Source organism: Reyranella sp. GW821-FHT14A01, from assembly GCF_058803965.1.
This window is the reverse complement of sequence record NZ_JBXAPM010000010.1, coordinates 115,821-128,396: the sequence shown is the minus strand read 5'-3', so window position 1 is coordinate 128,396 and position 12,576 is coordinate 115,821. Positions and strand designations below refer to the sequence as shown.

At 66.9% G+C, this 12,576-nt stretch carries 11 protein-coding genes and 1 pseudogene; 7 read left to right on the top strand and 5 right to left on the bottom strand.

Annotated features, from left to right (window positions below; all coding sequences use genetic code 11):
- Positions 1 to 167: 167 nt before the first annotated feature.
- On the bottom strand, positions 168 to 707 hold the full coding sequence (gene ogt, locus AC1ROX_RS18780) for a methylated-DNA--[protein]-cysteine S-methyltransferase (RefSeq protein WP_493127876.1): 540 nt from the start codon (positions 705 to 707) through the stop codon (positions 168 to 170).
- A complete protein-coding gene (locus AC1ROX_RS18775; protein WP_493127874.1) occupies positions 700 to 1,752 on the bottom strand; it encodes a bifunctional transcriptional activator/DNA repair enzyme AdaA in 1,053 nt (350 codons plus the stop codon). Before AC1ROX_RS18775 ends, ogt begins: the two co-directional genes overlap by 8 nt.
- Positions 1,753 to 1,867: 115 nt before the next feature.
- On the opposite strand from AC1ROX_RS18775, the gene AC1ROX_RS18770 reads away from it, so the two are divergent.
- From AC1ROX_RS18770 to AC1ROX_RS18760, 3 genes are all read left to right on the top strand, one after another.
- Complete coding sequence (locus AC1ROX_RS18770; protein WP_493127872.1) at positions 1,868 to 3,289, top strand: MFS transporter; 1,422 nt, start codon at positions 1,868 to 1,870, stop codon at positions 3,287 to 3,289.
- Between the two features lie 22 nt (positions 3,290 to 3,311).
- On the top strand, positions 3,312 to 4,781 hold the full coding sequence (locus tag AC1ROX_RS18765; protein WP_493127870.1) for a DUF2252 domain-containing protein: 1,470 nt from the start codon (positions 3,312 to 3,314) through the stop codon (positions 4,779 to 4,781).
- Between the two features lie 77 nt (positions 4,782 to 4,858).
- Positions 4,859 to 5,173, top strand: a complete 315-nt coding sequence (locus AC1ROX_RS18760) for a putative quinol monooxygenase (protein WP_493127868.1) — start codon at positions 4,859 to 4,861, stop codon at positions 5,171 to 5,173.
- Positions 5,174 to 5,289: 116 nt separating this feature from the next.
- Here AC1ROX_RS18760 and AC1ROX_RS18755 read toward each other — a convergent pair whose 3' ends face one another.
- Complete coding sequence (locus tag AC1ROX_RS18755) at positions 5,290 to 7,332, bottom strand: molybdopterin-containing oxidoreductase family protein (RefSeq protein ID WP_493127866.1); 2,043 nt, start codon at positions 7,330 to 7,332, stop codon at positions 5,290 to 5,292.
- Between the two features lie 138 nt (positions 7,333 to 7,470).
- Positions 7,471 to 7,683: pseudogene (gene rpmE / locus AC1ROX_RS18750) on the bottom strand (50S ribosomal protein L31); the annotation flags it as partial.
- Positions 7,684 to 7,897: 214 nt separating this feature from the next.
- On the opposite strand from rpmE, the gene AC1ROX_RS18745 reads away from it, so the two are divergent.
- The 4 genes from AC1ROX_RS18745 (at position 7,898) to AC1ROX_RS18730 (ending at position 10,635) form a co-directional block, all read left to right on the top strand.
- Complete coding sequence (locus tag AC1ROX_RS18745) at positions 7,898 to 8,143, top strand: type II toxin-antitoxin system ParD family antitoxin (RefSeq protein ID WP_493127864.1); 246 nt, start codon at positions 7,898 to 7,900, stop codon at positions 8,141 to 8,143.
- A complete protein-coding gene (locus tag AC1ROX_RS18740; protein ID WP_493127863.1) occupies positions 8,130 to 8,450 on the top strand; it encodes a type II toxin-antitoxin system RelE/ParE family toxin in 321 nt (106 codons plus the stop codon). Before AC1ROX_RS18745 ends, AC1ROX_RS18740 begins: the two co-directional genes overlap by 14 nt.
- Positions 8,451 to 8,578: 128 nt before the next feature.
- Complete coding sequence (gene cyaY / locus AC1ROX_RS18735) at positions 8,579 to 8,884, top strand: iron donor protein CyaY (RefSeq protein WP_493127860.1); 306 nt, start codon at positions 8,579 to 8,581, stop codon at positions 8,882 to 8,884.
- On the top strand, positions 8,881 to 10,635 hold the full coding sequence (locus tag AC1ROX_RS18730) for an ABC transporter transmembrane domain-containing protein (protein WP_493127858.1): 1,755 nt from the start codon (positions 8,881 to 8,883) through the stop codon (positions 10,633 to 10,635). The genes cyaY and AC1ROX_RS18730 overlap by 4 nt, the downstream gene beginning before the upstream one ends.
- Before the next feature lie 210 nt (positions 10,636 to 10,845).
- Here the strand turns inward: AC1ROX_RS18730 and AC1ROX_RS18725 are convergent, their stop codons facing one another.
- A complete protein-coding gene (locus AC1ROX_RS18725) occupies positions 10,846 to 12,489 on the bottom strand; it encodes an AMP-binding protein (protein ID WP_493127856.1) in 1,644 nt (547 codons plus the stop codon).
- Between the last annotated feature and the right edge of the window lie 87 nt (positions 12,490 to 12,576).

Genomic DNA, 12,576 nt, shown 5'->3' with positions numbered 1-12,576 from the left:
GTCGCGCTGCACACTGCCATCTTACGGACGATCTGGCGCACCGGATTAACCCGCGTCAGAGCAGGATCTGAATTCGCCAAGCGAACAAATGCAAATGAGAGATGCGCATGATCCCCTCTCCCGAGAGTTCATTGCAGCACGACTATAAGGCGAGTTGCCGCCGAACTTCAACTCGCTTGGAGCGCGCCCTCGTGCTCCAACAGCCACTTCTTGCGCGGCAGGCCGCCGCCATAGCCGGTCAGGGTGCCGTTGCTGCCGATCACGCGGTGGCAGGGCACGACGATGCTGATCGGATTGCTGCCGTTGGCGAGGCCGGCGGCGCGGATCGCGCGCGGCTTGTCGATGCGCGCGGCCAGCTCGCCGTAGGTGATCGTCGTGCCGCGTCGGATCTTGCGCAGCGATTGCCAGATGCTTCGCTGGAACGGCGTACCCGTCGTCTCGACCGGCAGCGTGTCGATGACGTCGATGTCGCCCTTGAAGTACGACCGCATCGCCTTCGTCAGCCCGCCGGGATCGCGCGCGGGCGACATCGAATAGCGGCCCTTGCCGTAGTAACGATCGAGCAACTGCCGCATGCGCGCCTCGTGATCCGTCCAATCGATCGTGCGCAGGCGACCTTCATCATCGGCCACGATCAGCAACTCGCCGACCGGTGTCGCGAGTCGATCGACCTTGAATTCGAAAGGTCCAGCGGTGTTCTTAGCCATGACGGGCCATCCTGAGATGTTCTGCGGCATAGGCATGCCAGGGCCGCCAGGCTGGTGGTGCCTTGTCGTCGACGGGAATGCCTGCGGGATCGCGCTCCCAGTCGCCCGGTGCGCGCAAGCCGGGACGGCGTGCGATCAGCGGCGCGAGCTTCGGATCGCGTGCGAGATGGCTGTCGATGGTGGCGATGTCGGCGCCGAGGTCGAACACGCGACGCACGCGCGCGACGATGGCGGGCAACGCCTTGACCGACGGGCAGCGGATGGTGACGGCCACGGCATTGCGGTCCGGCAGGTGCGCGACCGCGACGCTGCCCTGCTCACCGTCGAGATCGATGCAGCGATGCCAGACATCCTTTTCGATCCACTCAGTGCCGGCCGTTGCGCGGGCGGCAAGCGCCGCCAGCATGCCGGGCCAGTCGTAGGGCGGGCGGTAGGCGAGCTTCAAGGTGACGCCATCCCGGGCCGACGTGTCGGCGCCGCTCTTGCGGCGGAGCGCACTCGGTGGCCGGTCGAACAAGGTGCGGAAGGTCTCGTTGAAGCGCCGCACGCTGCCGAAGCCTGAGGCCAGCGCCACTTCCGCCATCGGCAGGTGCGTGTCGTGCAGGAGCTGCTTGGCGAACAGCACGCGCCTCGTCTGCGCCACCGCAATCGGCGATGCGCCGAGATGGTGCTGGAACAGGCGGCGCAACTGCCGGCCGCCGACGCCCAGCCGCTCGGCCAGCGCCTCGACGCCGGCCTCGTCCTCGTCGAGGGCGCCGTCGGCGATCAGTGCCAGCGCGCGGCTCACCGTGTTGGCGGTGCCGCGCCAGAAGGCGAGATCGGGTGCGATCTCGGGCCGGCAACGCAGGCAGGGCCGGAAGCCCGCTTCTTGCGCCGCGGCGGCCGAGACATAGAAGCGGCAATTCTCGAACTTCGGCGTCCGGGCCGGGCAGACCGGCCGGCAATAGATGCCGGTGGAGGTCACGCCCACCAGCACGCGTCCGTCGAAGCGGGCGTCGCGGCTCTGGAAGGCGCGGTAGTAGGTCCTGCGGTCGAGCAATTCCATGCGCCCATACTTCCACGCGCGGGCAGGAGGCGCTCGCGGTTTTCGGACCCGATACTCACACGCCGTTTGAGGCCTTCGTTTGACCGCGGCACGGGAAAATGATCAGTCGCCGGCCATGGTTGCGACAGTCGGCTGGTCGGCGCTCCTGAAGCGCGAATGGTTGTCTTTATTGGTGGCGCTGGTGGGCGGCGTCCTCCTGCATTCGATGAATGTGCTGATGCTCGCGACGGTGTTGCCCAGCATCGTCGAGGAGTTGGGCGGCACCTCGATGATGAGCTGGCCGACCACGGCCTTCCTCGCCTCGTCGATCGTCGCGGCGAGCTGCACCGGCCGCCTCACCGCGCAGCTCGGCGCCCGGACGGCCTTCTGCGCCGGAGCGGTCGTGTTCGGCATCGGCGCGCTGATCTGCGCCGGGGCGCCGTCGATGGAAACGGTGGTCGCCGGGCGTTTCGTGCAGGGCTTCGGCGGCGGAGTCCTGTCGGCCATGGCCTATGTGCTGGTCGGCAAGTCATTTCCCGAGCCGATGTGGCCCAGGGTCGCCGCAGTGCTTTCAGGCGCCTGGAGCATGGCGGCGCTGGTGGGCCCGCTGGTGGGGGGCGCCTTCGCCACCTGGGGCAACTGGCGTGGGTCCTTCTATGCCGTGACCGTTGTCGCGGCCCTGCTGGCCATCGTGGCGGCGCGCGTCCTGCCGCGGGCCACGGCCGACACGGGGAGGTCCGGGCGGGCGATCCCGGTGGGGCGCATCGCGCTGATCTGTCTGGCGATCGCCACCATGTCGGCGGCCAGCGTCGTCGCCCTGCCGGCCACCAAGGCCGGGCTCTTCCTGACGGCGGTTGCACTGCTCGTGACGATGATCCTGCTCGATCGCCGCTCCGGCGCGCCGCTCTTCCCGAGCGATTCCTTCTCGGTGGGAAGCATCACCGGCGTGGCCATGTGGTTCGCGCTGCTGGTCTCGGCCGCCTACAGTCCGCTCTCGATCTTCGTGCCGATCTTCCTGCGAACCCTGCACGGTTTCGATCCGCTGATGGCGGGCTACACCGTGGCCGGCGCCTCGATGGGCTGGACCGTCGCCTCGCTCGTCGTTTCAGGCTGGTCGTCCCGGGCCGCCGGCCGCTCGCTGGCGCTCGGGCCGCTGGCGATGGCAATGGGTCTTGCGGGTGTGGCGTTGCTGATGTCGGCGCACCCCGTGGTCGTCCTGCCGGCGTTGATCGCCCTGGTCGGCCTGGGCATGGGTACCTGCTGGGGCTTCGGGGTCCAGCGGCTGATGGGTGGCGCCAAGGCGGGCGAGGGCGATCTCGCTGCTTCCGCGATCGCGACGGTGCAGCAGACCGGCTTTGCGCTCGGCGCCGGCGCGGCCGGCATCGTGGCCACCCTGTCGGGGTTCACGCGTGGACTGACGACCGAAGGCATCGCCAATGCGGCCTTCTGGGTGCCGGCGAGTTTCGTGTCGATCGCCCTCATGGCGGCTGTCGCGGGCGCGCGGATGGCGGTGCTCGCCGGACGTTACAGTGATATGAAAGAGGCAGCGCGACGTTGAGTGGCTAGAGCGGGAGCGACCCATGGCGGTGGTGAAGTTACAGTCGAACATCGACCGGACCTTCGAGCGCATGAACACCGCGATCGACAACATGACGCTTCGCGAAAGCTTCGTCGCGCAAAGGCCATCGGTCGAGGAGCGCATGCAGGCCGGCAAGGCGTTGCGCACGCAGGTGCCGCGCACGTCGCATGCCCAGTTCGAGAAAGCCGCGGACCGGCCCGACCCCGTCGCCATCCTCGAGGAACAGAACGCCAGCCGGGTGCAGAAGCTGGTGCCGGTGCGCTTTGCGCGCATGCTTGCCTCGCCCTTCGCCTTCCTGCGCGGCTCGGCGGCGGTGATGGCGGCGGACCTGTCGACGACACCGACCACCGGCATGGGCGTCGGCGCCTGTGGCGACATGCACGTCTCGAACTTCGGTGTCTTCGCCTCGGCCGAGCGCAACCTGATCTTCGCCATCAACGATTTCGACGAGGTCCATCCCGGCCCATGGGAATGGGACCTGAAGCGCCTTGCCGCCAGCGCCACGGTCGCTGTGCGCTTCATGGGCGGCGACAAGGTGGCGGCGGAAGAAGCCGCGCAGGCGATCGTGCGCTCCTACCGCAAGCGCATGCGGCGCTACGCCGACATGGGATACCTGGAGATCTGGTACGACCGGATCGACGAGCGGGCCGTGCTCGACACGCTGTCGCCGCGGGCGCGGCGCGGCGCCGAGCGGTTGATGGACAAGGCCCGCGCCAAAGGCCATGTCGCCGTACTGGAGAAGCTGACCGAGCAGGTCGACGGCGAGCATCGCATCATCGAGGAGGTGCCGCTCATCGTGCGCGAGACCCATACGGCGGCGGGCACGCCGGCCAACGAAGCGCTCGATATCATGCTCCAGGCCTATATCGAATCGCTGCCGATCGACCGGCGCCTGCTGCTGTCGCGCTATCGCATCGTCGATTCCGCGCGCAAGGTCGTGGGCGTCGGCAGTGTCGGCACCGGCTGCTGGGTCATCCTGCTGCAGGGCATCGACTCGGACGATCCCCTGTTCCTGCAGGTGAAGCAGGCGCAGGCTTCGGTCCTCGCACCCTATGTCGATAACAAGCTCAGGTTCGAGAATCAGGGAAGGCGCGTCGTCGTCGGCCAGCGCCTGGCGCAGGGCTCGCCCGATATCTTCCTCGGCTGGGGCCATGGCGACGGCGCGGATTTCTATATCCGCCAGCTCGCCGACATGAAGGGCAGCGTCAAGTTCAACGAGAGCGACTCGAGCGGCATCGACGGTTTCATCGAGTATTGCGGCCTGTGCGGCTGGGCGCTGGCACTGGCCCATGCCAAGTCGGGCGACCCGGCGATGATCTCCGGTTATTGCGGCAACAGCGACGCGCTGGATGAAGCGATCGGCAAGTTCGCGATGGCCTATGCCAGGCAGACCGACGAGGATCACAACGCGCTCGAGAAGGCGCGCCGCACCGGCCGTATCCGGGTCGCCGCGCAGGAAATGGTGAAGTAGTCGCTTCGACCCTGGCCGAAACGACGGCGCGGTTTGCCGACCTAGAACCTTCCCGTCAGCAACCACGGGAGAATCACATGGTCGATCTACATTCCCTGAAGGACGGGCTCATCGTCACGGCGTTCTGGGAGGCCAAGCCCTCCGAGGCCGACGCCGTCGCCGCGATCGTTCGCGAATACCTGCCGCAGGCCCAGCGCGAGCCCTGGGTACATGCCTTCCAGATCCATCGTTCGATCGCGGAGCCCGAGAAGTTCTTCTTCTACGAGGTGTTCCACGACGAGGCGGGGTTCGCCTCCCACCAGGAGACGCCGCACTTCAAGGCGCTGATCGTGGGGCAGGCGCTGCCGAAGCTCACGAAGCGCGAGCGCACGCAGCACCGCTTCATTTTGTGAATAAAGGGAAGGGTCCCTCGCTGCGCTCGGGATGACAGCTATTTTTGGATCGGCGCACTGCGCAAATTCCAACAACGTTGTCATCCCGAGCGCAGCGAGGGACCTTTAATCCTTCTTCAGGCCGCCGCCGCTTCCTTCCATGGCGCCACGTCGAGCCAGGTGCTCTGGTAGGTCGCGCCTTCGCCCATGTCGGTGTAGCGGTCCGAGCAGAGCATGTTGATCGTGCCGGATACGGCTTCGCCGACCGGCCGCTGGCCGGGGACCAGAAGCACGCCGGGCTGGACCTCGTCGGCGACCTTCAGCATCAGGCCGATTTCGCCACGGTCGTTGAATAGGCGCACCCGGTCGCCGTCCTTGAGGCCGCGCTTGGCGGCATCCTCGGGATGCAGGATGCAGAAGGGCTTGCCCTCGCGCTCGCGCAGGAAGCCGACGCCCGAGAAGGCGGTGTGGGCCTGGAAGTAGCCAGGCGCGGTCAGCAAACGCAGCGGCCACTTCGCGGCTTCCTCGGCCTCGACCGGATCGGGTTCCCAGTCCGGCAGCGGCGGCAGGCCCTGCCTGGCGAGCTGCTCGGAGTAGAATTCGAGCTTGCCCGATGGTGTCTTGAAAGGCTGGCCGTCCCAGTCGTGCTTGATGTTCATCGGCACGCCGGCGAACAGTTCGTTGCGGTCGACCTTCGAGGCCGGGCCGGTCGAGCCCTTGAAGAACTCCTCGGCCGCTTCGCGCGGCGTCAGGCTGAAGATCCTGTCGGTGACGCCCATGCGCTGCGCCAGCGCCTGTGCGACATGGAAGTTGGAGCGCGCTTCGCCCGCCGGCTCGACGGCCTTCTGGCCCCACTGCATCCAGTAGGCGCCATAGGCGCGGTAGAGATCGTCGGTCTCGAGGTAATTCGCGGCCGGCAGCACGATATCGGCGTAGCGCGCGGTGTCGGTCATGAACGGGTCATGCACGACCGTGAACAGGTCCTCGCGCATCAGGCCCTTCTGGACCTTGTGCACTTCGGGGCAGGTCACGACCGGGTTGTTGGCGGCCACGAACAGCGCGCGGATCGGCGGATCCTTCATGTTGAGGAGCTCTTCGCCGAGGCGCAGATGGTTCACCATGCGCGCCGTCGCCGGGCCGGACGGCTTGCGTATCGCCGCATAGTTGAGATCGCACGAGGCAGCCGTGAGCAGCAGCGCGCCGCCGCCCTTCACGCCATAATGTCCGGTGACACCGGGCAGGAGCGCCACGGTGCGCAGCGCCTGTCCGCCGTGGGTGAGGCGGGTCATGCCTTCGCCGAGGCGGATGAGCGCGGCCTTGGCCTTGCCGTACATCGAAGCGAGCTTCTCGATGTCGGCGACGGCGAGACCGGTGATCTCGGCGGTGCGGGCCGGCGTGAACTTCGGCAGCACGTCGCGCTCGACCTTGTCGAAGCCCAGCGTGAGGCGGGCGATGTAGTCGCGGTTGGCGAGGCCGTCGCGCACCAGGATGTGCATGACGCCGAGCGCGAGGGCGGCATCGGTGCCGATCCGGATCGGCAGGTAGAGGTCGGCCGCCTTGGCGCTACGGGTGCGGCGCGGGTCGATCACGACGATCGGCATGCCGGTCTTCTTGCGCTGGGCTTCGGCCAGTGCCCAGAAGTGAACATTGGTGGCCGCGAGGTCGGCGCCCCACGAGATCACCATGTCGGAGTGCACGACCGATTCAGGGTCGGCGCCGCCCACCGGGCCGACCGTCATCTCCCACGCCGTCTCGCAGCACGTGTCGCAGACCGTGCCGGCCTGCAGCCGCGAGGTGCCGAGCGCGTGGAACAGCCCACCCACAAGGCCGCGGTTCATCAGGCCCTGATGGGCGGAGTAGGCGTAGCCCAGGATGGCCTGGGGACCGCTCTCCTCGATGATCGACTTCCACTGGCCGGCGATCTCGTCGAGCGCCTGGTCCCAGGTGATGGACTTGAACTGGCCCGAACCCTTCGGCCCGGTGCGGCGCAGCGGCGTGGCGATGCGCTCGGGGGAGTTCACCAGGTCGCTGTCGCGGTTGACCTTGCCGCAGGCGAAACCGGCCGTGTACGGCTGGTCGGGGTCACCCTGGATGCGCACGACCTTGCCGTTGTCGACATGTGCGATGAGCGAGCACATGTCGGGACAATCGTGAGCACAAACAACTCTAACGGATTTCACTACGCCGCCTCCCGATGGGTATCGCGGCCGTAGTTTAACAGAAGTCGAAATAAGGAGCGGGTGCTACTTCTTCGCTTCGGTCTTTTCGGCGGCCGGCTTCGCCGGAGCAGCCTTGGCGCCGGCACCGACACCGGCGTCGCCGATCATGCCGAAGCGGTTCTTGAAGCGCTGCACGCGGCCGCCGCGATCGATGCTCTGGCGCACACCGGTCCAGGCCGGATGCGTCTTGGGATCGATGTCGAGGCGCAGGCTGGCGCCTTCCTTGCCCCAGGTCGACTTGGTTTCGAAGGACGAGCCGTCGGTCATCACCACGGTGATGGTGTGGTAGTCGGGGTGGATCTTCTCTTTCATGATTCTCTCTCCAGCGCTTCAGGGCCGATTTCCGACCGGCCGGCGCAACAAGGGCGCGGATATACAGTCCCCGGGCCGCGGCGACAAGCGGGTTGCCTGCTCTCGATCCTCAAGGTCCCGGGAGGTCGATCGACGCTAAAATATGACAATAATTGCCATATCTTTTGTCAAAGATCGTCAAGCTCTGGTAAGCTAACAAGAGAAGGAGACAGTTATGGCGACGATGAACGTCTCGCTCCCTGAACCGATGAAGGCTTGGGTAGAGCGTCAGGCCGAAAGTGGCCTCTACGGCAATGCAAGCGACTATATTCGCGACCTGATCCGCAAGGACCAGGCGCGGAAGGAAGCGATTGCGGCCTTGCAGGCCGCCTTCACCGAAGGCGTCGAAAGCGGGGAACCGCAGCCTTTCGATGCGGCTGTGTTCAAGTTGCGCATGCGGGAGAAGCATGTCATCCGGTGACGCGCAACGATACCGACTCACGCCGCGCGCTCGTGCCGATCTCGACGATATCTGGCGGTATTCGGCGGAAACATGGTCGGTCGCGCAAGCGGATCTCTATATCGACGACTTGGCGCGGCTGTTCGACGCAATCGCGGCGATGCCGACGCTGGCGCGGGAACGAAGCGAGTTCACGCCGCCGGTACGCATTCATGTCCATGAAAGCCACCTGATCGTTTACACGGTCGCCGAAGATCACGTCGCAATCCTGCGTTTGCTGGGTGGGCGGCAAGATTGGGTTTCTATCCTGAAGGCGGCCGACCTCTGATGAGGGCAGCGAGGCGATGCCGGGATGGCGGGCCTGCGGTTTGGCGAAGTCTTGTCGCGAGCGGCGATCCCGGCGTGCCGGAAATCCGGGTTGTCCGGCCCCGCGCTGACTTGTAGACCGGCCGAGCCATGAGCGATTCAGCCTACGAGACCCTCGCCGACAGCCTGCTCGCAACCCTCGAGGAGGTGCTGGGCGACCAGGTCGATGCCGAACTGCAGGGGGGCATCCTGACGGTCGAAGGGGACGAGGGGACCTGGATCGTCAACAAACATGCACCCACCAAGCAGATCTGGCTGAGTTCGCCCAAGAGCGGCGCGCGGCACTATGCGTTCGACGCCGAGGCCGGACAGTGGCGGGACACGAGGGGCGGCGGCGACCTGCTGGCGGTTCTGGCCGATGAGCTGGGTGTCGCCGTGGACTGGCAGGCGCCATGAAGCGGTTCGGCGGCTTGGCCCTGCTGGGGCCCTATCTCAGGCCCTATCGCGGCCGTGCGATCCTGGCGCTTTTCTCGCTGCTGGTGGCTGCAGGCACCGTGCTGGCCTTCGGCGCCTGCCTGCGCGCCCTGATCGACCGCGGCTTCGCCCAGGGGCGGCCGGATGTCCTGAACTATGCGCTGGCCTCGCTGCTGGCGGTGGCCGTCGTGCTGGCGATCGCCTCGGGCGCGCGCTTCTATTTGGTCTCCTGGCTGGGCGAGCGGGTGGTGGGCGATCTGCGCCGCGACCTCTTTGCCCATGTCGTGCGACTGGGGCCGGCCTGGTTCGAGGTCAAGCGCTCCGGCGACGTCATGAGCCGCATCTCGGCCGACGCCCAGCTCATCGAGCAGGTGATCGGCTCCTCGGCCTCGGTGGCGCTGCGCAACACGCTGATGTGCCTCGGCGGCGTCGTGATGCTGGTCATCACCAACCCCAAGCTCGCGCTGTGGACCCTCGCGGTCGTGCCGCTCACGGTCGTGCCGATCATCGTATTCGGCCGCCAGGTGAAGGCGCTGTCGCGCGAGGCGCAGGCGCGCATGGGCGAGATGGTGTCGGAAGGCGGGGAGACGCTGGACGGCGTGCGCACGGTCCAGGCCTTCGCCCAGGAAGACCGCGCGGCGCAGCGCTTCGGCGAGGCGACGGAGCGCGCCTTCGATGCGGCCACGCGCCGGGTGTCGCGGCGGGCGATCATGACCACTTTGGTCATCTTCATCGTCTTCTCGGCCGTCGGCTTCCTGCTGTGGATGGGCGGCCACGACGTGCTGACCGGCCGCATCAGCGCCGGCGACCTCTCGGCCTTCGTGTTCTATGCGGTCCTCGTCGCCAGCTCGGGCGGCGCGATCAGCGAGACGATCGGCGACCTGCAGCGAGCCTCCGGCGCTGCCGAACGGCTGGCGGAACTGCGGGCCGAGCCGCCCTCGATCGTCGAGCCGGCGAATCCGACGCCGCTGCCCAAGCCGGTGCGCGGCGCCGTGTCCTTCGAGAACGTCTCGTTCCGCTACCCGACGCGAACCGATTCGCTGGCGCTCGATCGCTTCGACCTGACCGTCGTGCCCGGCGAGACGGTGGCGATCGTCGGCCCCTCGGGTGCCGGCAAGACGACGGCCTTCAACCTGCTGCTGCGCTTCTACGATCCGGAGAAGGGCACGATCCGTCTCGACGGCATCGACATCAAACAGCTGGCCCTGGGCGACCTGCGGCGGTCGCTGGCCATCGTGCCGCAGGATCCGACCCTGTTCAGCACCTCGGTGGCCGACAACATCCGCTATGGCCGGCCCGACGCCAGCGATGCCGAGGTGCGCGCCGCCGCCGAGGCCGCCTCGGCGCTGGGCTTCATCGAGGCGCTGCCGCAGGGCTTCGCGACCGATCTTGGCGCGCGCGGCGTGCGCCTGTCGGGCGGCCAGCGCCAGCGCGTTGCGATCGCCCGGGCGCTGCTCTGCGATCCCGGCGTGCTGTTGCTCGACGAGGCGACCAGCGCCCTCGATGCCGAGAGCGAGCTGGCGGTGCAGCAGGCCCTCGACCGGTTGATGCACAAGCGCACCACCTTGGTGATCGCCCATCGGCTGGCGACGGTTCAGAAGGCCGACCGCATCCTGGTGGTCGACCAGGGGCGGGTGGTCGATGTCGGAAACCATGCGGATCTGGTCCGCCGCGGCGGGCTCTATGCCCGACTGGCGGAGTTGCAGTTCAACCTGTCGGCAGCGGCAAGCTAAGCCAGCACTTTAGGTGTGTTGGTAATAGTATTGAAAATCAATGAAGTAAGTGGTATAGTTAATCTATATTACGAACTTCATTTTTCGGCACAGGTACCGCATGTTTTCCACGATTCCCGCCAACCGGTTGACCTCCTGGTGGCCGGCAGCCCTGATCGGCCTCGTGACGCTCCTGAACGGCCTCTCCGAAAGCGTCCAGACCTTCCTGACCTAACGCCGACCGGCCGTTCCCTTACGCTCTGCGTCGAGGCGCCGGAGCTCCCGGCGAAGGATCTTGCCCGTCGTCGTGAGCGGCAGTTCCGGCACGAATTCGACCTCGCGCGGATATTCATGTGCGGCGAGGCGCGTCTTCACGAAGCCCGCCAGGTCGGCCTTGAGCGAGTCGGTGGGCGCGATCTCGGGCCGCAGCTGGACGAAGGCCTTCACGATCTCGGTGCGCATCCGGTCGGGCACGCCCACGACTCCGACCATCGCCACAGCCGGGTGCTTCATCAGGCATTCCTCGATCTCGCCGGGCCCGATGCGATAGCCGCCCGAGGTGATGACGTCGTCGTCGCGGCTCTTGAAGAAGACGTAGCCGTCCGCGTCGATGGTGCCGATGTCGCCGGTCAGCAGCCAGTCGCCGGCATATTTGCGCGCCGTGGCCTCAGGCGCGCGCCAGTATTCCAGCATGACGATGGGATCGTGCCGCCAGCCTGCGATCTGGCCTTCCTTGCCGGGCGGCAGGAGGTTGCCCTCGCCGTCGACCACCGCGACCTTGCGGCCGGGGCAAGCGCGGCCGCAGGAGCCGGGACGGACCTCGAACCAGTCGGGTGAGTTCAGCAGCATCAGGTTCATCTCGGTCTGGCCATAGCCTTCCGAGATGGTCGTGCCGAACGTGTCGCGGCCCCAGCTCAGCAGCTCCTCGCCCATGGCCTCGCCGCCGGTGGAGATGGCGCGGATGTCGTAGGTCCAGCGGTCCTGCGGCTTGTGGACCTGGCGCATCATCTTGAGCGCGGTCGGCGGGATGAAGCTCACGCCGACACGGTGCTTGGCCAGCATGGCGAAGGCGCGCTCGGGATCGAACTTGGCGAAGCGATGGGCCAGCACCGGCGTGCCGTAGTACCAGGCGGGGAACAGCGCATCGTAGAGGCCGGCGATCCAGGCCCATTCGGCCGGCGTCCACATCACCTCGTTGCCGCGCGGCCAGTGGCCGAGCCACTGCTCCACGGCGGGGATGCAGCCCAGCATCATGCGATGGGCGTGCAGCGCGCCCTTGGGCTGTCCCGTCGTGCCCGAGGTGTAGATCAGCAGCGCGGGATCCTCGGCCGCGGTGTCGACCGTGGTGAAGCGGTCGGAGGCGGCACCCAGCAGGCGGTCCCAGTCGAGGAAAGCGCTGCCGTGCGCGCCGGCGCCGATCACGATCACCGTCTTGAGATGCGGCAGCCGATCGCGCACGGCCAGCAGCTTGGGCAGTTGGCTCATGTCGGTGATCACGGCCGACGCCTCGGCGTTGGACAGCCGGTATTCGATCGCCTCCTCGCCGAACAGGGTGAAGAGCGGTAGCACGACCGCGCCCATGCGATAGCCGGCGAGATGGCAGAGCGTCAGCTCGGCGCCCTGGCTCAGGAACACCGCGACCCGGTCGCCCTTTTCGATGCCGCGCGCGACCAGCGCATTGGCCAGACGCGAGCTGGCGGCGAGGAGCTGGCCGAAGGTCCAGTTGCGCACCGAGCCGTCGGCATTCTCGACGATCATCGCCAGCGTATCGGGCGCATGGCGCTCGCAGACGGCGCGGCCGATGTTGAAGCGCTCCGGCTTGGGCCAGCGGAACTGCTTCATGGCGTCGTCGTAGGAAAGGCCGCGAGGGATCATGGCTTCAGCCTGAATATGCGGCTGAAACTATTAATAGAATTTGTTTTTGTCTTACAATTTACCATGGTATGGTTCGCGATGCCTTAG